This window comes from Corynebacterium sp. AOP12-C2-36 (genome assembly GCF_052379185.1).
Taxonomy (GTDB): Bacteria; Actinomycetota; Actinomycetes; order Mycobacteriales; family Mycobacteriaceae; genus Corynebacterium.
On the sequence record NZ_JBQSYJ010000006.1, the window covers coordinates 37,326 to 59,565 of the forward strand.

General features: G+C 68.4%; 18 protein-coding genes and 1 tRNA gene. 12 read left to right on the plus strand and 7 right to left on the minus strand.

Annotated features, from left to right (window positions below; translation table 11 throughout):
- Positions 1-226 precede the first annotated feature (226 nt).
- Both ACT3UN_RS06710 and ACT3UN_RS06715 read left to right on the plus strand, forming a co-directional pair.
- Complete coding sequence (locus ACT3UN_RS06710; RefSeq protein WP_441582754.1) at positions 227-805, plus strand: YdhK family protein; 579 nt, start codon at positions 227-229, stop codon at positions 803-805.
- 59 nt (positions 806-864) lie between these two features.
- Complete coding sequence (locus ACT3UN_RS06715; protein WP_444656826.1) at positions 865-2,907, plus strand: heavy metal translocating P-type ATPase; 2,043 nt, start codon at positions 865-867, stop codon at positions 2,905-2,907.
- Here the strand turns inward: ACT3UN_RS06715 and ACT3UN_RS06720 are convergent.
- The 3 genes from ACT3UN_RS06720 to ACT3UN_RS06730 all read right to left on the minus strand — a co-directional run bounded on the left by ACT3UN_RS06720 (position 2,867) and on the right by ACT3UN_RS06730 (position 7,762).
- A complete protein-coding gene (locus ACT3UN_RS06720; protein WP_444656796.1) occupies positions 2,867-4,891 on the minus strand; it encodes a glucose PTS transporter subunit IIA in 2,025 nt (674 codons plus the stop codon). The two genes, ACT3UN_RS06715 and ACT3UN_RS06720, sit on opposite strands and share 41 nt — an antisense overlap.
- Positions 4,892-5,064: 173 nt before the next feature.
- Complete coding sequence (gene rpsA, locus ACT3UN_RS06725) at positions 5,065-6,534, minus strand: 30S ribosomal protein S1 (RefSeq protein ID WP_444615001.1); 1,470 nt, start codon at positions 6,532-6,534, stop codon at positions 5,065-5,067.
- 118 nt (positions 6,535-6,652) lie between these two features.
- Positions 6,653-7,762, minus strand: coding sequence for an isocitrate/isopropylmalate family dehydrogenase (locus tag ACT3UN_RS06730; RefSeq protein WP_444656797.1), 1,110 nt, complete (start codon positions 7,760-7,762; stop codon positions 6,653-6,655).
- A 108-nt stretch (positions 7,763-7,870) separates the two neighbouring features.
- Here ACT3UN_RS06730 and ACT3UN_RS06735 point away from each other — a divergent pair, with 108 nt between their 5' ends.
- Positions 7,871-8,887: a DUF368 domain-containing protein gene (locus ACT3UN_RS06735; RefSeq protein WP_301441683.1), complete on the plus strand. Its 1,017-nt coding sequence runs from the start codon at positions 7,871-7,873 to the stop codon at positions 8,885-8,887.
- A gap of 7 nt (positions 8,888-8,894) precedes the next feature.
- On the opposite strand, the gene polA is transcribed toward ACT3UN_RS06735, so the two are convergent.
- Positions 8,895-11,603 (minus strand): DNA polymerase I, encoded by a 2,709-nt coding sequence (polA, locus tag ACT3UN_RS06740; RefSeq protein ID WP_444656798.1) that lies wholly within the window; start codon positions 11,601-11,603, stop codon positions 8,895-8,897.
- 103 nt (positions 11,604-11,706) lie between these two features.
- Here polA and ACT3UN_RS06745 point away from each other — a divergent pair, with 103 nt between their 5' ends.
- The 3 genes from ACT3UN_RS06745 to ACT3UN_RS06755 all read left to right on the plus strand — a co-directional run bounded on the left by ACT3UN_RS06745 (position 11,707) and on the right by ACT3UN_RS06755 (position 13,052).
- Complete coding sequence (locus tag ACT3UN_RS06745) at positions 11,707-12,357, plus strand: TetR/AcrR family transcriptional regulator (RefSeq protein WP_301441685.1); 651 nt, start codon at positions 11,707-11,709, stop codon at positions 12,355-12,357.
- Between the two features lie 70 nt (positions 12,358-12,427).
- Positions 12,428-12,512 (plus strand) — tRNA-Leu (locus tag ACT3UN_RS06750).
- Positions 12,513-12,911: 399 nt separating this feature from the next.
- Positions 12,912-13,052 (plus strand): hypothetical protein, encoded by a 141-nt coding sequence (locus ACT3UN_RS06755; RefSeq protein WP_301441687.1) that lies wholly within the window; start codon positions 12,912-12,914, stop codon positions 13,050-13,052.
- On the opposite strand, the gene ACT3UN_RS06760 is transcribed toward ACT3UN_RS06755, so the two are convergent.
- Positions 13,049-14,317, minus strand: a complete 1,269-nt coding sequence (locus ACT3UN_RS06760) for a glutaminase (protein ID WP_301441688.1) — start codon at positions 14,315-14,317, stop codon at positions 13,049-13,051. The two genes, ACT3UN_RS06755 and ACT3UN_RS06760, sit on opposite strands and share 4 nt — an antisense overlap.
- Positions 14,318-14,430: 113 nt before the next feature.
- Between ACT3UN_RS06760 and ACT3UN_RS06765 the strand changes: the two genes are divergently transcribed.
- The 3 genes from ACT3UN_RS06765 to ehuA are packed head-to-tail and all read left to right on the plus strand — an operon-like array spanning position 14,431 to position 17,071.
- A complete protein-coding gene (locus ACT3UN_RS06765) occupies positions 14,431-15,321 on the plus strand; it encodes an ABC transporter substrate-binding protein (protein ID WP_441582058.1) in 891 nt (296 codons plus the stop codon).
- Positions 15,321-16,301: an amino acid ABC transporter permease gene (locus ACT3UN_RS06770; RefSeq protein WP_301441690.1), complete on the plus strand. Its 981-nt coding sequence runs from the start codon at positions 15,321-15,323 to the stop codon at positions 16,299-16,301. Before ACT3UN_RS06765 ends, ACT3UN_RS06770 begins: the two co-directional genes overlap by 1 nt.
- Positions 16,298-17,071, plus strand: a complete 774-nt coding sequence (gene ehuA / locus ACT3UN_RS06775; RefSeq protein WP_301441691.1) for an ectoine/hydroxyectoine ABC transporter ATP-binding protein EhuA — start codon at positions 16,298-16,300, stop codon at positions 17,069-17,071. The genes ACT3UN_RS06770 and ehuA overlap by 4 nt, the downstream gene beginning before the upstream one ends.
- A 26-nt stretch (positions 17,072-17,097) precedes the next feature.
- Here ehuA and ACT3UN_RS06780 read toward each other — a convergent pair whose 3' ends face one another.
- Positions 17,098-17,475: a hypothetical protein gene (locus tag ACT3UN_RS06780; protein ID WP_301441692.1), complete on the minus strand. Its 378-nt coding sequence runs from the start codon at positions 17,473-17,475 to the stop codon at positions 17,098-17,100.
- 64 nt (positions 17,476-17,539) lie between these two features.
- On the opposite strand from ACT3UN_RS06780, the gene ACT3UN_RS06785 reads away from it, so the two are divergent.
- The 3 genes from ACT3UN_RS06785 (at position 17,540) to ACT3UN_RS06795 (ending at position 21,305) form a co-directional block, all read left to right on the plus strand.
- Positions 17,540-18,907, plus strand: a complete 1,368-nt coding sequence (locus tag ACT3UN_RS06785; protein WP_444656827.1) for a DUF4921 family protein — start codon at positions 17,540-17,542, stop codon at positions 18,905-18,907.
- A gap of 349 nt (positions 18,908-19,256) precedes the next feature.
- Entirely contained in the window at positions 19,257-20,039 is a 783-nt protein-coding gene (locus ACT3UN_RS06790) for a hypothetical protein (RefSeq protein WP_301441694.1), read from the plus strand.
- Between the two features lie 33 nt (positions 20,040-20,072).
- Positions 20,073-21,305, plus strand: a complete 1,233-nt coding sequence (locus tag ACT3UN_RS06795; RefSeq protein WP_301441695.1) for an amidohydrolase — start codon at positions 20,073-20,075, stop codon at positions 21,303-21,305.
- Positions 21,306-21,341: 36 nt separating this feature from the next.
- Here the strand turns inward: ACT3UN_RS06795 and ACT3UN_RS06800 are convergent, their stop codons facing one another.
- Complete coding sequence (locus ACT3UN_RS06800; RefSeq protein ID WP_301441696.1) at positions 21,342-22,238, minus strand: patatin-like phospholipase family protein; 897 nt, start codon at positions 22,236-22,238, stop codon at positions 21,342-21,344.
- Between the last annotated feature and the right edge of the window lie 2 nt (positions 22,239-22,240).

A 22,240-nucleotide genomic window follows, 5' to 3' on the forward strand; every position in this document is an offset into this window, starting at 1 on the left:
GGGTTTCGTGCTGTCCGGACGACGCCGGGGGACGTACTCTCGGCATCACGGGCGTACCAACGCGCCCCGTCACAGGTCAGCCGGCATCGGCACCCCACACTCGGGGGCACACACTGTTCTCCCGGGTATACTCCTAGGGGGTATAGGTAATCCACCGACTGGAAGTGAGACGACGATGTCGAAACGACTGACCGCACTGACCGCCGCGACACTGATTGGAACCGCAATGTCACTGACCGCCTGCTCCCCCTCCGCCGACGACAGCCAGCAGAGCTCAACCGACAGCACCAGCACTACCAGCACATCCAGCTCCGCCACCGGCCACGGTGACCACGACGGCATGGACATGGGCTCGGACATGAGCATGGACATGGACCACCCGGCCGACGGAGGCCCCGCCCCCGAGGGCATCGCCGAGGCGTCCGACCCGGAGTTCCCGGTGGGCAGCGAGGTCGTCCTGACCGCCGACCACATGGCGGGCATGGAGGGTGCCACGGCAACCGTCGCCGGCGCCTTCGACACCTACACCTACTCGGTGTCCTACACGCCCACCAACGGCGGTGAGCCGGTCAGGGACCACAGGTGGGTCGTCCAGGAGGAGCTCGCCGACGCCGGGTCGGAGCGTCTGGAGGACGGCGCGACGGTCACGCTCGAGGCCGACCACATGGCGGGCATGAAGGGCGCCACGGCCACGATCGACAGCTCCACCGACGAGACGGTGTACATGGTCGACTACGAGTCCGACGGCATGACGATGACCAACCACAAGTGGGTCACCGAGAGTGAGATGCGCGCGGCGAACTGACCTGTCCGTCGCACCACGAGGAGAGCAGCACCATGAATGACATGGAACATATCGACCATATGGACCACATGAATCACTCGGAACACATGGAACACACGGGCGGCCACGCCGACCACGGTGGGCATTCCGGCCACGCCAGCCACGCCGGCCACGTGGCGAAGTTCCGCCGACTGTTCTGGATCATGCTGGTCCTGGCGGTCCCGGTGGTGGCTTGCAACACCATGTTCGCCGACCTGATCGGCTACGACCTGCCCGACAACGCCGTCGTCGGCTGGGTGTCCCCGGTGTTGGGCACGGTGATGTACCTCTGGGGCGGGCGCCCCTTCCTCAGCGGTGCCGTCGACGAGATCAGGTCACGCAAGCCGGGGATGATGCTGCTCATCGCCCTGGCCATCACCGTCGCCTTCGTCTCCTCGTGGGGCGCGAGCCTGAACGTGCTCAGCCATGAGCTGGACTTCTGGTGGGAGCTCGCGCTGCTGGTCGTGATCATGCTGCTCGGCCACTGGATCGAGATGCGCTCGCTCGCGCAGACGTCCTCCGCGTTGGACTCGCTGGCGGCTCTGCTGCCGGACGAGGCCGAGCGCGTCGAGCAGGACGGTTCGGTCACGACCGTCTCCCCCGACGAGCTGGGCCTGCACGACGTGGTCATCGTCCGGCCCGGTGCCGCCGTCCCGGCCGACGGCACGGTGGTGGACGGTTCGGCGTCGATGGACGAGTCCATGGTCACCGGAGAGTCCGCGACGGTGCGCCGCGACGTCGGGGACACCGTGGTCGCCGGCACCGTCGCCACGGACTCGGGCCTGCGGGTGCGGGTCACCGCCGTCGGCGAGGACACCACACTGGCGGGCATCCGCACGTTGGTCTCCGAGGCGCAGAACTCCTCGTCGCGGGCCCAGCGCCTGGCGGACACCGCCGCCGGCTGGTTGTTCTGGTTCGCCCTGGGGGCCGCCGTCGTCACCGCCGTCGTGTGGTCGGTGGCCGGACGCCACGAGGACGCCGTGGTGCGCACCATCACCGTGCTCGTCATCGCCTGCCCGCACGCGTTGGGCCTGGCGATCCCGCTCGTGGTGTCCATCGCCACCGAGCGTGCCGCCCGTTCCGGCATCCTGATCAAGGACCGCCTCGCGCTGGAGTCGATGCGCTCGGTGGACACCGTGCTGTTCGACAAGACCGGCACGCTCACTCTCGGGGAACCGACGGTCACCGAGGTACTCGTCCCCGACGAGAATGACCTCGACGGGAACCGGGCCCTGTCCCTCGCCGCCGCGGCGGAGACCGACAGTGAGCACCCCCTCGCCCACGCGATCGTCACCGCCGCAGCGGACCGTGGACTGGACGTCCCCCGGGCGTCGGACTTCTCTTCCTCCCCGGCGGTCGGCGTGCGCGCGGTCGTCGACGACCACGTTGTCGAGGTCGGTGGTCCCCACCTGCTCGAGCAGCGCGACGCCCCGGCACTGCCCGGCACCGCCGCGTGGCGGGACGAGGGCGCGATCACCCTCCACGTCCTGGTGGACGGTGGTGTCGTCGGTGCACTGCGGCTGGCGGACGGCGTCCGCCCGGAGTCACGCACCGCCGTCGACGACCTGCACGAACGTGGGGTCCGGGTCGTGATGATCACCGGCGACGCCGAGGCGGTGGCGACCTCCGTCGCCACGGAACTCGGCATCGACCAGGTCTTCGCCGGTGTGCGTCCCGAGGACAAGGCGGCGAAGGTCGCCGAACTTCAGGCGGACGGCCACAAGGTCGCGATGGTCGGCGACGGCGTCAACGACGCGCCGGCGCTCGCCGCGTCCGACGTGGGCATCGCCATCGGTGCGGGCACCGACGTCGCCATCGGGTCGGCCGGGGTGATCCTCGCCAGCTCGGACCCGCGTTCGGTGGTCTCCGTGATCTCACTCTCGCAGGCCGCCTACCGGAAGATGCGGCAGAACCTGTGGTGGGCCGCCGGCTACAACCTGGTGTCGGTGCCCCTGGCCGCCGGCGTGCTGGCGCCGGTCGGTTTCGTGCTGCCGATGAGCGTGGGCGCGATCCTGATGTCCGCCTCCACCGTCGTCGTCGCCCTCAACGCGCAGCTGCTGCGTCGCTGGACACCGCAGCAGTGACGGTGACGATGTCGTCGCCGAAGGCCGCGAGCGGTGCGGGCATCCCCTCCACCGAACCGAATGCACGGCTGTTGACCACCACCACCGGGGTGACGGTGGAGTAGCCGGCCTCACGGATCTTCTCGGTGTCGAACCGGATCAACGGGGTACCGGCCTCGACGCGCTGCCTCTTCTCGACGAGCAGCTCGAAGCCCTCACCACCCATCTTCACCGTGTCGATGCCGATGTGGATCAGCAGCTCGATACCGCTGTCCAGCCGCAGTCCCACGGCGTGGCCGGTCTTCTGCACGGTGAGAACCTTCCCGTCGGCCGGGGCCACGACCGTGTCGCCCGAGGGTTCCACGGCCACACCCTGCCCGAGTGCCCCGGAGGAGAAGGCAGGGTCGTCCACCTCGCTCAGCGGGATCACCCGCCCCTCCACCGGCGTGGTCAACACGGTGACCGTCCCCGGGACCAGCGCCGGTTTCGCGGCGGGTGCCACCACTCCGGACGCTGCGTCCTGCCCGGCGTCCTGTTCCTGGTCGAGTTCAGCGTCCCGTTCCGCGTCCTGCTCTGCAGCAAGCGCCGCACGCACCTCGGCCTTCTCGTCCTTACCGCGGTAGTCGAAGAACAGCACAAGCAACATCGAGGTGACGAAGGCGGCGGCGATGCCGAACAGGTAGCCGGCCCAGGGGTCCATCGCCGGGAAAGTCAGCAGCGAGGTGAAGACGAACGCGCTGGCCTTCACGTCGAAGAAGCCCATGATCACGCCACCGACCAGACATCCCGGCAGCAGACGCATGTAGGTCTTGCGGAACCGCAGCAGCACGCCGTACAGCGAGGGCTCGGAGATACCACCGAACAGTCCGGCCATCAGTCCACCGAAGGACACCTGACGCATACCCTTGTTCCGTTCGCGGACCGAGATCACGAACACACCGGCGACGACGCCGAAGCAGGCGAAGTTCCAGGCACCCATCGGCCCCTGGATGAAGTCGTAGCCGAGGGTGGCGATGTTCTGGATCATGATCGCGTTCAGCGGCCAGTGCAGGCCCAACGGCACGAGGAAGGGGTACAGCAGGGGGATGATCACGGCCAGGATGAACGGGGAGACGCCGTTGAGCCACAGCAGGAACTCGGAGATCCCGTTGCCGATGCCGATGCCGAACGGGCCGAGCAGGAACGCCGTCGCCGGGATCATGATCAGCAGCGAGAAGAAGGGTACGAACACCATCTGCACGGACTGCGGGATGATGCGTTTGAGCCCCTTCTCCACCCAGAACAACCCGATGGCCGCGATCAGCGGCGGGAAGACCTGCGAGGAGTAGTCGTTGAGCACCAGCGGCAGGCCGAAGACCTGGACGGTGTCCCCCGCCTCGCCGAGGGAGAGGAACTCTGGGGTGAGCAGGGCCGCCGGGATGGCCGCGCCGACCCACTCGTTGGCGCCGAGCTTACGGGCGGCCGTCGCACCGATCATGATCGGCAGGAAGTAGAAGACGGAGCGCCACATCGCATGCAGCAGCACGTAGCCGTTGGGTTGCTCCTCCATCGGAGCCCGGAAGTCCTGCATCCCGAAGGTGTCGGCGAGGACCAGCATGGTGATGATCAGGGAGGCACCGAGCAGCGCCCACAGCACGGGGCGGAAGGTGTCGGAGAGGAACTCGAAGCAGTAGTTGACCCAGTCGTACCTGCCGCGGACTCCCCCGTACTCCTTCTTCGACGCGGCTCGGCTCTCGGCGTCCGCGTCACCCATGCCGGGTTCCCGGACGATGGCGTTGTAGTAGTCGGCGACGCCGCCGCCCATCACGACCTGCAGGCCGGTACTCCCCTGCTCCACCACGCCGAGCACGGCGGGGTCGCTGTCGAGTTTGTCGATGTCGACCTTCGACCGGTCGACGAGGTCGAACCGAAGTCGGGTGGCGCAGTAGGTGAGCGACGAGACGTTGTCCGCTCCGCCCACCTCCGCGAGAATGTGCCGGGACGTGTCTGTCGCTGCTGAGGCCATCGGGTGTCCGCCTTGGTGAGCTGGAGGGATGTTCCTGCCGCCCAAGGTTAGGGCGGCACCTCACCCATCGTAGAACTTCCCCGGTCAAAACATAAGGCCCTGAACGCACAAAAGACCCGGCCCACCCCGAATACGGGGTGGGCCGGGTCCGACTCGTCTACTGGGAGACGGTACTACTCACCGGAGCCGGCGAGCTTCTCGCGCAGAGCGGCGAGCTGCTCGTCGGACGCCAGGGAACCGGCGTCGGAGGTGGTCTCCTCCGTGGCGGCGGCGGCCGGCTTGTCCGAGTTGCTGGAGTAGGAGCCGTTGTCGGCAGCCTCGTCAGCCTCGGCGGCCTGGGCGCGGTGGCGCTCGATCTGGGCGGCGTGGGTCTTGTGGCGACGCTCGGACTCGGCGTACCGGGCCTCCCATGCCTCACGCTGCTCGTCGTAGCCTTCCATCCACTCGTTGGTCTCCGAGTCGAAGCCCTCCGGGAAGATGTAGTTGCCCTGCTCGTCGTAGGAGTCGGCCATACCGTACTTGGACGGGTCGAACTCCTCGGCGAAGTCCTCGTCGGCCTGCTTCAGCGACAGGGAGATACGACGACGCTCGAGGTCGATGTCGATGACCTTGACCATGAGCTCCTGGCCGACGGTGACGATCTGGTCCGGGACATCCACGTGGCGCTCGGCCAGCTCGGAGATGTGGACCAGGCCCTCGATGCCCTCCTCGACGCGGACGAAGGCGCCGAACGGAACCAGCTTGGTGACCTTGCCCGGGACGATCTGACCGATCGCGTGGGTCCGGGCGAAGACGCGCCACGGATCCTCCTGGGTGGCCTTCAGCGACAGGGACACGCGCTCGCGGTCCAGGTCGACGTCGAGCACCTCGACGGTGACCTCGTCACCGACGGTGACGACCTCGGACGGGTGGTCGATGTGCTTCCAGGACAGCTCGGAGACGTGAACCAGGCCGTCGACACCGCCGAGATCGACGAAGGCGCCGAAGTTGACGATGGAGGACACGACGCCCTTGCGGACCTGGCCCTTCTGCAGCTGGTGCAGGAACTCGGAGCGGACCTCGGACTGGGTCTGCTCGAGCCATGCGCGACGCGACAGCACGACGTTGTTGCGCTGCTTGTCCAGCTCGATGATCTTGGCCTCGATCTCCTGGCCGATGTACGGCTGGAGGTCGCGGACGCGACGCATCTCGACGAGGGAGGCGGGCAGGAAGCCACGCAGGCCGATGTCCAGGATGAGGCCGCCCTTGACGACCTCGATGACGGTACCGGTGACCGGCTCGTCCTTCTCCTTGAGCTCCTCGATGGTGCCCCAGGCGCGCTCGTACTGTGCGCGCTTCTTGGACAGGATCAGGCGGCCTTCCTTGTCCTCCTTGGTGAGGACCAGGGCGTCGACCTCGTCGCCGACCTCGACGACCTCGCCGGGATCGACATCGTGCTTGATGGACAGCTCGCGGGAGGGGATGACACCCTCGGTCTTGTATCCGATGTCAAGCAGGACCTCGTCGTGGTCGACCTTGACGACGGTACCCTCGACGATGTCACCGTCGTTGAAGTACTTGATGGTGGCGTCGACGGCGGCGAGGAAATCCTCAGCGGAGCCGATGTCGTTGACGGCTACCTGAGGAACGTTGTTGGTGGGCATATGTGAAGTTGCTCCGAGACGGATTGTTCTTAGTGATGGACAGGGGGCACCGTTCCGCCAGCGTTCAGCTTCCCGGCACCGTCGCGCGCCTGCGGACAGACGGTTAACAGAATGCAGGCTACACGACCCCTCCGAGCTGTGCAAATACCATCTCCGCGAACTCCTCGGTGCCCGCCCCTGCCGCACCTGAGCCATCTCCAGCCACTCCGGCCTCTCCCGCCACATCCGGGGTGGGCGCGTGCATGAGCGCGTGCCGCACAGCCCCGCCGAGCGCGTCGCCGGCCTCCCCGTACCCGAGGTGCCGCAGCATCAGCGCCGCCGAGTTCATCAGCCCGGCCGGGTTCGCCACGCCCTGCCCCGCGATGTCCGGCGCGGAACCGTGCGCGGCCTGTGCCATCACCGCCGTGTCCCCGGCGTTCACGCTGCCGGCGGCGCCGAGCGTGCCACCGAGGGCCGCGGTGAGGTCGGAGAGGATGTCGCCGAACATGTTCTCCGCCACGATCGTGCGGTGACGCCCGGGGTTGACCACCAGGTCGGCGCACAAGGCGTCGATGTGCACCGGGAGCAACCGCACCCCGGTCTCGTCCGCCATCGCCTCGGCCTCCTCCAGGTACATCCCGGACGTCCTGGCCAGGACGTTCGCCTTGTGCGCGACCGTGAGGACGCCGCCGCGCGCGGCAGCGACGCGTCCTGCGTGCCGGACGATCCGGCGCACGCCCTGGCGCGTGAAGGTTCCGATGGCCAGGGCGACGTCCTCGGTGACCATCACGTCACCGGAGCCGGCGTACATGTTGCGGTCGGCGTAGAGCCCCTCGGTGTTCTCCCGGACGACGACCACGTCCAGGTCGGGCGCCACCGCCCCGGGCAGCCCGCGCACCGGTCGCACGTTCGCCCACAGCTGGGCGCGCACCCGCAGGGCGGCGGAGGGGTTCTGCTGCTCGCGCGCCTCCGGCAGGTAGGACGCGTTGTCGTGTGGGCCGAGCACCCAGCCGTCCAGTCCGGCGACCGTCTCCCAGGTCTGTTCCGGAAGGATCCTGCCGGTCTGCCCGAAGGCCTCCCGGCCGAGCAGCAGGGGCACCCAGCGCACGGAGACGCCGCCGTGGTGACGCAGCGCGGTGGTCGTGGCGGTGACGGTGGGGGCCACGATCTCCGGGCCGATGCCCTCCCCTGGCCAGTAGCCCAGCCTGAGTTCGTGGTGCGTGCCGGTGGAGTCGCCTGGAGTGATCACGGTCACCCATCCTAGGTCCTGCCCCGCCCCTGGGTCGACGGTGGGCTGACACGCGGGCCGCTTCGGACTTTTCACCACCCCACACATCATCCGGATACGATGACGCCCATGAACGAAACCTCACCCGGCACCGGGCACTCCGCCGAGAACGCCGCCGAGCACCCTGCCGAGCACGCGACCTCGCGGCGCCCCGCCTTCGAGAACACCCCCTTCACACCGGGGGCCGTCGTCCTCAACGCGCTCCGCGGCGGCCTCATCGGCTCCGCCGAGCTCGTCCCGGGCATCTCCGGCGGCACCGTGGCCCTGGTCACCGGCGTGTACGAGCGCGTGCTGTACAACGCCAACCGACTGCTCGACGGCCTGAAGGCCTTCGCCACGGACCGCCCGGCGGGGATCCGGAAGATCAAGTCCGTGGACTGGACAATGCTCATCCCGATGGCCATCGGCATGGTCGCCATGGTCTTCGCACTGGCCGGCATCCTCGGCACGTTCGTCGAGGACCACCCGATCCCCGCCAAGAGCCTCTTCCTGGGCATGGTCGCCGTGTCCGTGGTCGTGCCGATCCTGCTGATCGACACCGCCGACCTGAAACGTCGGCTCCCCGTGGCCGTGCCGCTGTTCATCGTCGGCGCACTGTTCACCTTCATCGCCACCGGGTTCTCCTCGTCGACGAACAACGACCCGAACCTGTTCCTGGTGTTCATCGCCGCCGCGATCGCCGTGTGCGCCCTGATCCTGCCCGGCGTCTCCGGCTCCTTCTTCCTCTACGCCATCGGCATCTACTCCGCCACGCTGACCGCGGTGAGCGAACTGGACATCACCTACATCCTGGTCTTCGGTCTCGGCGCCCTGACCGGCCTGGTGCTCTTCGTCCGTGTCATGGAGCACCTGCTGACCAAGCACCGCACACTGAGCCTGTTCACCATGACAGGCATGCTGCTCGGTTCACTGCGCGCCCTGTGGCCCTGGCAGGACGACGACTCCAGCCTGCAGGCCCCCGGCGACCAGGTCGGCACCGCCGTCCTGCTGTTCGTCCTCGGCGCCGCAGTCGTCGCTGCGATGGTCATCGCCGAGCAGGTCACGAAGCGTCGCCGCATGCGGGCGAACGCATCACGTACCTCCTAGACCGGACTCAGTGCCCGGCGGCCTCCCAGTTCTCCCCGGTCCCGGTGGAGACGTCCAGCGGGACGCGCAGTTCGGCCGCCCAGTCCATCTGCTCCTGCAGCAGCGCAGTCATCTCCTCGAGCTCGCCGTCGACGACCTCGACGACGAGCTCGTCGTGCACCTGCAGCAGCACACGTGACCGCATGCCGCGCCGTGTCATCTCCCGGTCGACGCGCAGCATCGCCCGCTTGATGATGTCGGCGGCGGTGCCCTGGATCGGCGCGTTCAGCGCGGCGCGTTCGGCGTTGTCGCGCGCCACCCGGTTGCTGGAGTTGAGCTCCGGCAGGTAGCGACGTCGCCCGTAGAGCGTCTCGGTGTAGCCGACCTCCTTGGCCCGTTCGACCACGGTGTCGAGGTAGTCCTTCACTCCGCCGAAGCGCTCGAAGTAGGTGTCCATGATCTTCTTCGCCTCACCGGCGGCGATGTTGAGCTGCTGGGACAGGCCGAAGGCGCTGAGCCCGTAGACCAGCCCGTAGCTCATCGCCTTCACCCGGCGACGCAGTTCCGGGGTGACCTCGTCGACGGGCACGTCGAAGACCTTGGAGCCCACGTAGTTGTGCAGGTCCTCACCGTTGCGGTAGGCCTCGATCAGGCCGGGGTCCTCGGAGAGGTGCGCCATGACACGCATCTCGATCTGCGAGTAGTCGGCGGTCAGCAGCGTGGTGTAGCCCGCGCCGACGCGGAAGGCGCCGCGGATGTGGCGTCCTGCCTCGGTACGCACCGGGATGTTCTGCAGGTTCGGTTCAGCCGAGGACAGCCGGCCCGTGGCGGCACCGCGCTGGTTGAAGGTGGTGTGGATGCGTCCGTCGTCGGCGGTGGCCTCGATGAGTCCGTCGATGGTGGTCTTCATCTTCTGGTACTCGCGGTGGGCCATCAGGTGCGACAGGAAGGGGTGCCCGGTCTGGGCGGTGAGCTTCTCCAGCTCGCCGGCGGCGGTGGAGTACCCGGTCTTGGTCTTCTTGGTGGTGGGCAGGCCGAAGTCCTCGAAGAGCACCTTCTGCAGCTGCTTGGGGCTGGAGAGGTTGAGCGACTCGTCGCCGGCGATCTCGCGGGCGGCGGTGACCTCCTCGGTGATGCGGTCACCGTAGTTGTCGGAGAGTTCCTGCAGCGAGTCACGGTCCACGGAAATGCCGTGGCTCTCCATGCGCGCCAGGACGGTGGCCAGCGGCACCTCGAGGTCGAGGTAGAGCTCCATCGCGCCGATCCCGGCGAGCTCCGGGGTCAGCGAGGTCACCAGGTCGAGCACGGCCTGTGCGCGCACGCCGCCGGCGGCGTCCTCGGCGAGCTCGTGTCCGACGTGGCGCTGCAGGACGTCCGCCAGCCCGGTGGAGCGCACGTCCGGACGCAGGAGGTAGGCGGCGAGCGCGGTGTCGTGCTCCACGCCGTCGAGTTCCAGACCGGAGCCGTGGAGCATGTGCCAGGCCCGTTTGGAGTCGTGCAGCCACTTGGCGGCGGAGACGTCCGCGAGCCAGGCGGTGAGTGCCGCCTCGTCCTTCGGGTCCTGGTCTGTCAGGTCGATGTCCACGGCGTGCAGGACGCCGTCCTCGCCGGCTTCCGGGTCGAGCAGGACGACGCGCGCGGCGTTGCCGCCGAACGGCGTCCCGGTTCCGGTCACCTCGACGACGAGCGGACGGTTGGTGGACGCGTCGCCGGGGTTGCGGCCGTCCTTCCAGCCGGCGCGCTCGGTGAGCCACTTGGCGAGCTTGCCGTCGTCGACGGTGTCGACGGCGAGTTCGGACGCCGCACCGTCCTCGAACTCGATGCCCATGGTGCGGAAGGTGCGGTTGCGCAGGTTGTTGCCGAACTGCAGGGTGTCGAACAGGTCGATCGCCTCGGAGGCGTCCACGTGTCCGGGACGCAGCGCTGAGAGCTTCCCACCGTCGCCGTTGAGGTCCCCGAGGTCGAGGTCGCGGACCATCTCGGTGACCTTGCGGGCCAGCACGACGTTGTCGATGTTGTCGCGCAGGGCGTCGCCGACCTTGCCGCCGAAGTCGTCGATGTGGTCGATCACCGCGTCCAGGCTGCCGTACTTCGTGATCCACTTCTGGGCGGTCTTGGGGCCCACCCCCGGCACCCCGGGCATGTTGTCTGAGGTGTCGCCACGCAGCGAGGCCAGGTCGGGGTACTGGGTGGGGGTAACCCCGTACTTCTCCTCCACGCGCGCAGGGGTGAACCGGTCGAGTTCGGAGACGCCGCGCAGGGTGTAGAGGACGGTGACGTCGTCGTTGACGAGCTGCAGGCTGTCGCGGTCGCCGGTGCAGATCACCGTGCGCATGCCCGCCTCGGTGCCCCGGCAGGACAGGGTGGCGATGATGTCGTCGGCCTCGTAGGCCTCCTTCGTCAGCGTCCGGACGCCGAGGGACTGCAACGCCTCCTGGATCAGCTCGACCTGCCCGTGGAACTCCTCGGGTGCCGGCGGACGCTGCGCCTTGTACTCCGGGAGGTCCTTCTCCCGGAACGTCGGACCGGAGAGGTCGAAGGCCGCGGCGACGTGTGTCGGCCGTTCTGCCTCCATCAGCCCCAGGAACATGCCGAGGAAGCCGTAGACGGCGTTGGTGTACTGGCCCCCGGTCGTGGAGAAGTTCTGTGCCGGCAGGGCGTAGAACGCCCGGAAGGCCAGGGAGTGTCCGTCGAGCAACAGGAGGGTGGGGCGCTCGTCCCCGGGGTTGTCTGTCATGTGACCTTCCTGCATGTCCGTGACGTGTTCTTTTCACGCCGCCGGACACACTTCTCGTGGTTGCTGCCGCAGTCGGTGTCGTGCCCGGGCTATTCTAGTCGCCATGAGTGACCAGACAGAGAGCGTCCCGGAAGAACCGGCGACTGAACCGGCGACCGAACAGCAGTCGTCGGCCCGGCGTCGTGCCGAGGAGACCCGGGTGTACATCCTGGAGTGCGCGAAGAACGCCTTCAACAAGCGCCCCTACAGCGAGGTGTCACTCAAGGACATCGCCACCGAGGTCGGTGTCAGTGCCCCGCTGATCATCAAGTACTACGGAACGAAGGAGAACCTCTACGAGGCGCAGCTGGACTTCACCGAGGCCGCCGCGCGTCTGGAGAACGTCCCCTTCACGCAGATGGGCACCCACCTGGCACGGCTGGCGGTGACCTCCGCCGACGACAGCCCGAACTCGCTGGTGCGCAAACTCGCCGACGCCGGCGGCAACCGGCACATCGTCGACACCCTCGGACGGGTCTTCCGCCAGCAGGTCGTCGCCCCCGTCCTGGAACGGGTGGCCGCCGAGACCGGCTCGGACTCCGGCGCCGACCCGGAGATGCGGGCAGAGGCGGCGATGTCGATGGTGATCGGCCTGGCGTTGATGCGCCGGCTCGTCACCCAGGAGTACTTCCACGACGCCGACGTCGAGGCCTTCGTCACCTACTACGGCGACCTGATCCAGTGTGTACTGGACGGTGAACCCGCAGGACGGTGAGCCGGTCGCACCCGCCGCCACCCCGGTGTTGTCGGGTGCGACGACCCTCCCGTATCATCTCCGTTTGTTGGCCCTGGTGGCGGAATTGGCAGACGCGCTGCACTCAAAATGCAGTGCCTTCGGGCGTGTGGGTTCGAGTCCCACCCAGGGCACCATCATGACCCCGCCGGTCGAGATCGACCGGCGGGGTCTTCTGCTGCCCGGCCTGCAGGGGCCCGCAGCGGCCCGCACGAGCACGTGACGGTCGGGCTCGGTGTGGTCGCGGTCGTACGGGAAGTGGTTGACCACCGCCCGTCGACCCTCGATCTTCAGCGTCGTCGCCGCGGCGACGGTGTCGAAGGCCCGCAGGAACCTGGGGTGCCCGGCCAGCGCCTTGGCGCGCATGGGGTGCGCGGCGTCGTGGTTTCCGGCGGGCAGCGGGTGGCCTAGGCGTGGATCCGCGGTGAACCGGTCCGTCATACCCCGGATGGTACCGCGGCCCACCATACGGTAGGTTGGCCAGTGAAACTGTCGGGACGGTCCCGGCGCCACACCCCACCCAGGAGGAAACAGCCGTGGACCTTCCCATCGCCGAAGCAATCGAGACGTCCGGCGCCTACGCGTCCAATGCCATCTTCATCGTCGGGTCGCTCCTGTCGTCGCCCTTCGGGCTGATCGGCGACCTCGGGGCAGCAGCCTCCTCGCTGCTCCCCTAATCCTCGTCGGGGTCGACGATCTCGGCCGCGGTGGTGGCCACCGTCGTCCCGTCCTCGAACCGCCTCTTACCGAGGACGTTGTTCGGGTCGACGACCGCGACCTTCTTCCCCGTCTCGCGGATGCGGCGCAGCCCCTCCTTCACCATGCGGCGACCCACCGGGTTGCTCTCGGTCACCCGACGGGCGTCGATGATGACCCGCGGGGTGGAGATGTCCTGGTGCTCGGTCTCCATGAGGAACTCCTCGGCACCGGAGAAGTCCAGACCACCCTGCAGCCGGAAGATCGTGCTGCGCCCGCGGGTACGCACGCCGCGCACCGAACTGCCCTTGCGCGTCACCGCCGACATCAGGTGCAGGCCCATGTCCTCCGAGAGGGCCCGGAAGATCTTCGCCCCGCGCACGCTGTTGCCGGATTCGTCCAGCTGCGGCGAGAACGTCGCGATGCCGAGCTGTCCGGGCAGTGTCCCCATCAGTCCCCCGGCCACCCCGGACTTCGCCGGGATGCCCACGCCCGCCATCCACTTGCCCGCCCCGTCGTACATCCCGGCGGACGCCATGACGGCCTGCACCTGCCGGCACACCAGCGGCTCCAGGATCCTCTCGCCGGTGAGCGGCTGCACGCCTCCGAGGGCCAGGGTGGCCCCCATCACCGCGAGGTCCTTCACCGTGACCCGGATCGAGCACTGCCGGGTGTAGCTCGCCACGGCGTCCTCCGCACGGTCACTGATCACGTCGTAGCTGCGCAGCATGTGGGCCAACGCCAGGTTGCGGTCGGCGGAGCCCGTCTCCGAGGCCGTCACGTCCTCGTCCACGGTGAGCTGCCGCCCGGCGAGCCGGGAGAAGTACTCGACGATCACGTCGACCCGGTCCTCGACCGAGGAGTCCTCACCGTTGATCAGCTGGTTGACGGCGATGGCCCCTGCGTTGATCATCGGGTTGACCGGACGGTGCGTCTTCCCGTCCAAGGAGAGCTCGTTGAAGGCCTCACCGGAGGGCTCCATCCCCACCGTCTCCAGCACCTTCTCCACCCCGCAGTCCTGGAGTGCGGCGGCGTAGGCGAAGGGCTTGGAGATCGACTGGATGGTGAACTCGCGTTCGTCGTCGCCGACGCTGTAGATCCACCCCTGGTTCGTGCACATCGCGATCGCCAGCGGCGTGGGGTCTGCCTTGGCGAGTTCGGGGATGTAGTCGGCGACCGCGCCACCGTCCTCGTCGCGCACCCGGTCCATGATGTCGTTGAGATAGTCTTCGACGAGGGAGTTCATGGCCCCCGAGACTAACAGAATCCGTCGCCGATATACTTCCACCCATGACACCCCTTCCCGTTCCGCGACCGGGCTTTATCGCCCGCAGTGTCGGCTCGGTCCTGGGGGCCCTGATGCTCTCGACGTCTCTGGTGGCCTGCGTCACCAACGAGGAGTCCGGAAACCCGGAGGGCTGGGTAGACACCCTGCCCGAACCCGTCCCCGAACTCCAGGAGCTGCTCCCTCAGGAGTACCGCGACTCCGGACGCATCTCGGCCTCGACCAACCCAACATTCCCACCGAACCAGTTCAAGGACCCGTCCGGCGAGATCATCGGTTTCGAGATCGACCTCGTCCGTGCCGCCGGCGCCGTCCTCGGGCTCGACGTCGGCTTCCAGCAGCAGGACTTCAACCTGATCCTGCCGTCGATCTCCGCCGGGACGGTGGACGTGGGCACCTCCGGGTTCTCCGACACCGAGGACCGCCGGAACTCGTACGACTTCGTGGACTTCTACACCTCGGGCATCACCTGGGCCACCACCCCGGGCAAGACCGTGGACCCGGCGGACGCCTGCGGGCTCACCGTGGCCGTGCAGAAGGGCACCTACTCCGACACCGACGACGTGCAGGTCAAGTCCGACGAGTGTGTCGCCGACGGCCGTCCGGCGATCAACAAGCTGGTGTACGAGTCCGCCAACGCCGCCGCGAACGCCACGGCCCTGGAGAAGGCGGATGCACTGAGTTCGGACTCCGCGGTGACCGACTACGCGATCCGCCTGTCGGAGGGCAAGCTCGTCCCCGCCGGCGACGCCTTCGACACCACCCCGTTCGGCTGGGCCTTCGCCAAGGAGTCGGACCTGGTGCCCGCCTTCGCCGCCGCCCTCGAGTACCTGATCACCTCGGGCCAGTACGACGACATCCTCGGCCCCTGGGGCCTCACCGACGGCGCGATCGACGCCGTCACCGTCAACACGCAGGACGTCGACCTGCCCGCCGCCGCCACCGCCGAAGAAGGAGCCTCCTGATGAGCGACCACTCCAGGGCCCAGGAACGGACCCGACCGACCGACAACGACGTCGTCCCGCTGCGCCACCCGGGACGCATCGTCGCGTCCGTCGTCCTGCTCGTCCTGCTCGCCGTGTTCCTGTGGAGCGCGGCGCACAACGACGCCTACGGGTGGGACACCTACGCGTCCTACCTCTTCGACACCCGGATCGCCGAGGCCGCGGTGCACACCATGGCGCTGACCGTGCTGGCGATGATCGTCGGCGTGGTCCTCGGTGCCGTGCTCGCCGTGCTGCGCATGTCACCGAACCCGGTGACCAGCGGCATCGCCTGGCTGTACCTGTGGATCTTCCGCGGCACCCCGGTGTACGTCCAGCTGGTGTTCTGGGGTCTGCTGTCCTCGATCTACCAGACGGTCAGCGTGGGCTTCGCCGAGATCGAACTCAGTTCGCTGCTGAGCAACATGTTCTGGCTGGCGGTCATCGGCCTGGGCCTCAACGAGTCCGCCTACATGGCCGAGATCGTGCGTGCCGGCATCCAGGCGGTGCCCGAGGGCCAGTCCGAGGCGTCCAAGGCGCTGGGTATGACCTGGTGGCAGAACATGCGTCGCACCGTGCTGCCGCAGGCGATGCGCATCATCATCCCGCCGACGGGCAATGAGCTGATCAGCCTGCTGAAGACCACCTCGCTGGTCATCGCACTGCCCTACGCCGGTGAGCTCTACGGCCGGTCGATGGACATCGCCTACGCCATGTTCGAACCGGTGCCGATGCTGCTCGTCGCCGCCACGTGGTACCTGGTGATCACCTCGATCCTCATGGTCGGACAACACTACCTGGAGCGCTACTACTCCCGGGGTTCCTCCCGTGCGCTGACGAGCCGCCAGCTCGCCGCGCTGACCGACGCGGAGGGCCTGCCCCCGCTGAACATCACGGTCGAGGACCCGGGCAGCGAACGAAACAACAGGAACAGCCGAGACAACAAGGAGAACGGCCGATGAGCACCGACACCCCGATGATCGCCGTGAAGGACGTCTGGAAGCGCTACGGTCGCCTCGACGTCCTCAAGGGCATCGACCTGGAGGTCCCCACCGGCGGCGTGACCTGCCTGATCGGGCCGTCCGGCTCCGGCAAGTCCACGCTGCTGCGCTGCGTGAACCACCTGGAGAGCATCGACGCCGGACGCATCGAGGTCAACGGCGACCTCATCGGCTACCAGGAGCGCAACGGTCGGCTGCACCAGATCTCCGAGCGCGAGGCGTCGCGTCAGCGCGCCGACATCGGCATGGTCTTCCAGCAGTTCAACCTGTTCACCCACCGCACGGTGCTCGCCAACATCATCGAGGCACCGGTGAAGGTGAAGGGCGTGCCGAAGGCGGAGGCCGAGGCCACCGCCCGGGAGCTGCTCGAGATGGTCGGGCTGTCCGACAAGGCCGAGGCGTGGCCGGTGCAGCTCTCCGGCGGTCAGCAGCAGCGGGTCGCCATCGCCCGCGCACTGGCGATGAAGCCGAAGCTGATGCTCTTCGACGAGCCGACGTCCGCCCTGGACCCCGAGCTCGTCGGTGAGGTGCTCAATGTGATGCGCCGTCTCGCCGACGACGGCATGACGATGCTCGTCGTCACCCACGAGATGGGCTTCGCGCGCGAGGTCGCCGACCACGTGGCGTTCATGGACGGCGGACGCATCGTGGAGCACGGTGTGGCGCGCCAGGTCATCACCGACCCCCAGGAGGAGCGCACCCGCTCCTTCCTGTCCAGCATCCTGGACTGACCCCCTCCGCGCGTCCCCGACCTGTTTCAGGGACGGATGTCGACGTGCCAGGGCACACGGGGGGTGCCCGGGTCGTCCAGCACCTGCTGGAAGAGCTGTTCGGCGGGCTGCTTGTCGCGGCTGACCAGCACCTCGGACAGGCGGGCGGTCAGCGCGCTGATGCTGCCCTCACAGCGGGTGACGTCCAGGGTCACCGTCGCCGGTTCGGGGGTGGTGTCGGCGGCGTCGGCGAAACCGTAGTCCTGCCACACCTCCTCGAGGCTGGCGTCTCCCCCGGTGCCGGTGGCCACCTGCAGGTCGGCGGTCAGCGACTCGGAGTTGAGGTCGACCAGGTGCCGGATGTCGTCGACGATGCTGTCGCGCTGATCGGCGGTGGAAAGGATCTTGAACACGATCTGAGGCATGGGCACCAGTAAAGCACTGACTCGCTCCCACTGCCAGGGTCTGACCGACTACTGTTGGGTAACTGTGATCGGCCACTCCCCCATCTCCCCCGCACCGGTACCTCCGTTGACCACGTTGCCCGACGGCACCATCAAACAGGTCAACCCGTTCTCCGGGACCGAGGTCTGGACCGTGCCCAGCCGCGGCCACCGTCCCGTCCGGGAACGTCCCGAGGAGATCGTCGAGGTCAACGACGCCAACCGGGACACGCAGACGGACTTCGGCATCGCCAACCTGCTGCGCACCACCCCGGAGAAGGCCCGCATGGTCATCGACGACAACGGTGACCCCCGGATCCTGCGCGGCCTCACGGTCTCGCAGCTGGAGGCGACGGACCCGCTGTTTCGGCGGGTGGCGAACCTCTACGAGATCCTCACCTACGACTACTGGCTGGTGAACTACGGCCACCGGATGGACGCCACGGCCGCCCGGCACATGGCGGAGTACCTCGCCGAGCCGGAGGGACGCGCCCACGTCGAGCAGCTGCTGCGCATCCGCCTGGCCGCGGCGGGACGTCCCGCGTCCGAGATCGACGCCCTGTTCACCGAGGAGCGGGCGGTGCAGAGCGTCAACGAGCTCGGCGGGCCGTTGTTCGGCGGCGGACACGACATCATCCTCGCCCGCGACCACTACGTCCCCGGGGCCACCCGCAGCGACCAGCTCCTCGGCTCCGGTGAGATGAGCTGGTCGGACCACCGGCTCTACATCGCCTTCACCGTGGACGCGATGGACCGGCTGTACCGCGCCAACCCGTACGTGCGCTACGTCGCGGCGTTCCAGAACTGGCTGGAGCCCGCCGGTGCCTCGATCGAGCACCTGCACAAGCAGCTGGTGGCCATCGACGAGCACGGGCTGCAGAACGAGACGGAGATCGCCCAGGTGCGGGCGAACCCGAACATGTACAACCAGTGGGCGGTGGACTACGCCGGGCACCACAACCTCATCGTCGCCGAGAACGACCATGCCGTCGCCTTCGCCGGTTTCGGGCACCGCTGGCCGACCCTGGAGGTGTTCTCCCGCTCGGGGACCACCGAGCCGTGGCTCATCAGTGTCGAGGAGCGCGACGCGGTGGCCGACCTCGTCCACGCCTGCCATGTGGCGGCCGGGCCTCACATGCCCTCGAACGAGGAGTGGCTGCACCGGCCGTTGGACGTGGACGTGCCGATGCCGTGGCGGATCATGATCAAGTGGCGTGATTCGACGATGGCCGGGTTCGAGGGCGGGACGAAGATCTTCATCAACACCCTGAGCCCCGCCGACCTGAAGGCACAGGTGCTCGAGAAGCTGACCGTCGCCCGCGACGAGGGGCGTCTGGCCCCGGGGATCCGGCTGGGTGGGGAGATCGAGTTCCAGCGCAACTCGCTGCGCTACAACCCGGCGGTGCAGGGCTAGCCGCAGGTCCCGGCGCAGCCCTGACCATCTCCGGAAGTATGACCTGCGCCTGAGCGCAGGCTTTCCACGTACCCCTACCCCCGGCGGTATGGCCGGACACGGGACACTGATAGACGCCTCTGCAACGTCTACCGGGCCGGGGGCTTGTCCCCAGCCGGAACCGTTGACAACACCGGTGACCCCGCCTACGGTCCGCGGTCAGGGCTGCGCCCATGTGGAGCCTCACACCTCTCCAACCGACGACAACCCACATAAAGGGAACATGAGACACCTCTCCCCCTCACGTCCTGGATCACCTCACTCCTCCGCCGGTGCGGCTGGCCGCCGAATGCCGGTCAGGACGTCCCCCGTGCGACGCCACCTGCGTTGTCTCGTGCCTGTCACGGCCGTCGCCGTGCTCGCAGGCGCCTGCAGCGCCGAGGCGCCGGGAGAGACGGGCGAGACGGATGCCACCTTCACCCCGGTCTCCGGGGACGTCGTCGTCGACCCCGGTGAACACCCGAAGGTGAACCTCCCGGTCGTGGCCCCTGCCTCGGACCCGGTCTGGTCACACCTCAGCGAATTCCAGTTGGTCAATGACGTGCCCGACGGCGGCGTCTCGGTCTACGACGGCGACTCGATCGAGGTCGAGCGTGACACCGAGGAGGACGGCACGGCCGCAGGGTCGGTGACCGCCCAGCTCAACGGCGACCGGGACCGCACCGAGCTGTCCCAGGTCCGCCTGGTGACCGACCAGGACGGCACCCTGCAGGACCGCAGCGTCGGCGACTATACGCTGAGCCGGGCCGAACAGGCCCCGGACGCCCCGACCCTCACCCCGACCCGCGACTACCCTGCCGAGCTGGCCGGGTGCGGGGACGTGGAGTTCAGCGTGGAGGAAAGCGTGGAGATCAGCGACGTCGTCACCGAGGCACCCGGGCTCGGAATCACCGACGTGCGCGTCGACTCCGAGGGCTCCGACGGCGAGAACGGCACCACCGTGTCCTTCTCCCTCGACTGCGCCGAGGACTTCGACCGCTACGTGTTCAGCCCCCGGGTGCTCGTCGACGGGGAGACCTCCCACGAGGTGGCACTTCCCCCGATCCAGCTCGACACCGTCACCGCGGAGGACCGGATCCGGGACCACCTCTGAGACCGGTGTACCGGCGTCACTACACTCGGGGCCATGAGCACACCTGATATCGCGGAGTTCATCGGCAACCACGGCGTGGACCTCTCCTGGTCCGACGGTTTCTACACGTGGATGCACGAGAACCCGGAGCTCAGCGAGCACGAGGAGCAGACCGCCGCACACGTCCTCGAGCGCCTCAGCGCCCTCGGCGCAGAGGTGACCACCGGTATCGGCGGCCACGGCATCACCGCCGTGTGGCGTAACGGGGACGGCCCGACGGTGCTCTACCGCGCCGACTTCGACGCCCTGCCGGTCACCGAGGACACCGGGGCGTCCTACGCCTCGAAGAACCCCGGCGTGATGCACGCCTGCGGACACGACGTGCACACCACCGCCCTGATGGGCCTGTGCGAGATCATGGACGCCCGGCAGGACGCCTGGTCGGGCACCTTCATCGCCCTGTTCCAGCCTGCCGAGGAGGTCACCCGCGGTGCCACGTCGATGATCGAGGACGGACTGGCCGAGCGCATCCCCGCCCCGGACGTCTGCCTCGGCCAGCACGTGATGCCCGGCCCGGTGGGCACGGTGTTCTCCTCGGCCGGCCCGGTGATGGCCGCCTGCGACACCATCACGGTGACGTTGCACGGGGTGTCCTCGCACGCGTCCGCACCGCACAACTCCATCGACCCGACGTTCCTCGCCGCGATGATCGTGGTGCGCCTGCAGGGCATCGTGGGCCGCGAGGTCGCCGCGGACGACTTCGCCGTGGTGTCCGTCGGCACACTCACCGCCGGCCACACGAACAACACCATCCCCGACACGGCCACGCTGGTGCTGAACTGCCGCTTCTACGACACCGGCGTGCGTGACCGCACCTACGCCGCGATCGAGCGGGTCATCCAGGCCGAGTGCGCGGCCTCGGGCACGCCGAAGCCGGCGGACGTCGTCTACTCCGCGCGCGGCGAGCTGACCGACAACGACGCCGGCGTGCACGAGCGGGTACGCCCCGTGCTCGACGAGGTCTTCGGCGAGCGTTCGCAGGACGCCGCCCGCTGGACGGCGTCGGAGGACTTCTCCGAGATCCCCCGCCACTTCGGCGTGCCCTACGAGTTCCTGCTCACCGGTTGCACCGACCAGGACGTGTGGGACGCTGCGGTCGCCGCGGACCGGGTCGCGCAGGACGTCCCGGGCAACCACTCGCCGCAGTTCCTGCCGGCGCCGGGCACCGTGGACATCGCCACACAGGCGGCGACGGCGGCGGTGCTGGCCTACCTCTGGCGCGGCTGACACGCCACCGGACGGGTAAGGCTGGCTAAGGCTGGCTCAGGCGGAGCCGACGGCCTCGCGGCCGAGGAACTCGTTCATGCCGTCCCAGTCACGCAGCGCCTGCTCGGTGCCGCGCGCCAGGGAGTCACGCAGGACGTCGACCTTGCGCTCCGTGGAGCTCACCGGGGAGGCGTCCTCCGGGAAGTACAGGAACGCCCGGCCGGCACGCTCCAGGGCGTAGAGCCGCTGCATCGTGGCGTTGTAGCGGATGTGCCGGGTGAGCAGTGCCTCGGCGACCGCCGGGTAGCGTGCCAGCAGCGTGCGCCACACCTTCGAGCGTCCCATCGGTGGCTTCACGTAGCCACGCGGGTGGGTGAGCACCGCGAAGAAGCGGTCGTAGCCGTCGGCCAGGGCCGCGTCCAGGGGGATCCCGCCGGACGGTCCCAGGGCACCGTCGACGTAGGGCACCCCGTCGATGCGTGGCACCGGCATCGCGAACGGGATCGTGGAGGACGCCCGGACGCGGTCCATCAGTTCCTGGCCGGAGCCGATGTCCTCGCGTCCCCAGTAGACCGGGTCACCGTTGTCGGCGCGGGTGGCGCAGATCCGGAACTCGGTGTCCCCCTCCAACGCGAGGCGGGCGTCGTAGGGCCGCGGAAGATCAAGGGTGTGGGCCTGACCGTAGATGAACTCGGCGTTGAAGAAGCCCTTGCCACGCAGCAGCCAGGTCCAGCCACCGAACTGTGGTTCGGTGGCGAAGTCCACGAAGCTGCGGCGCAGGCGGTCCTGCTCCCCGCTGAGGTAGCTGACCAGGTGCGTCGCTCCGGCCGAGACCCCTCCGACCCAGCCGAAGCGCACGTCGTGGTCCATGAGGACATCCACCGCACCGGCGCTGTAGGAGGCACGCATGCCTCCACCCTCCAGCAGCAGTGCCGTGTCGCGTGCGTCGATCATCC

Excerpts from the sequence above, each read along its gene's own strand:
- ACT3UN_RS06795 (WP_301441695.1), top strand. The coding sequence starts at position 20,073 with ATGAGCACACCTGATATCGCGGAGTTCATCGGCAACCACGGCGTGGAC.
- ACT3UN_RS06765 (WP_441582058.1), top strand. The coding sequence starts at position 14,431 with ATGCTCTCGACGTCTCTGGTGGCCTGCGTCACCAACGAGGAGTCCGGA.
- ACT3UN_RS06800 (WP_301441696.1), bottom strand. The coding sequence starts at position 22,238 with ATGATCGACGCACGCGACACGGCACTGCTGCTGGAGGGTGGAGGCATG.
- ACT3UN_RS06770 (WP_301441690.1), top strand. The coding sequence starts at position 15,321 with ATGAGCGACCACTCCAGGGCCCAGGAACGGACCCGACCGACCGACAAC.
- rpsA (WP_444615001.1), bottom strand. The coding sequence starts at position 6,534 with ATGCCCACCAACAACGTTCCTCAGGTAGCCGTCAACGACATCGGCTCC.
- ACT3UN_RS06710 (WP_441582754.1), top strand. The coding sequence starts at position 227 with ATGTCACTGACCGCCTGCTCCCCCTCCGCCGACGACAGCCAGCAGAGC.
- ACT3UN_RS06720 (WP_444656796.1), bottom strand. The coding sequence starts at position 4,891 with ATGGCCTCAGCAGCGACAGACACGTCCCGGCACATTCTCGCGGAGGTG.
- ehuA (WP_301441691.1), top strand. The coding sequence starts at position 16,298 with ATGAGCACCGACACCCCGATGATCGCCGTGAAGGACGTCTGGAAGCGC.
- polA (WP_444656798.1), bottom strand. The coding sequence starts at position 11,603 with ATGACAGACAACCCCGGGGACGAGCGCCCCACCCTCCTGTTGCTCGAC.
- ACT3UN_RS06715 (WP_444656826.1), top strand. The coding sequence starts at position 865 with ATGGACCACATGAATCACTCGGAACACATGGAACACACGGGCGGCCAC.
- ACT3UN_RS06760 (WP_301441688.1), bottom strand. The coding sequence starts at position 14,317 with ATGAACTCCCTCGTCGAAGACTATCTCAACGACATCATGGACCGGGTG.
- ACT3UN_RS06735 (WP_301441683.1), top strand. The coding sequence starts at position 7,871 with ATGAACGAAACCTCACCCGGCACCGGGCACTCCGCCGAGAACGCCGCC.
- ACT3UN_RS06745 (WP_301441685.1), top strand. The coding sequence starts at position 11,707 with ATGAGTGACCAGACAGAGAGCGTCCCGGAAGAACCGGCGACTGAACCG.
- ACT3UN_RS06780 (WP_301441692.1), bottom strand. The coding sequence starts at position 17,475 with ATGCCTCAGATCGTGTTCAAGATCCTTTCCACCGCCGATCAGCGCGAC.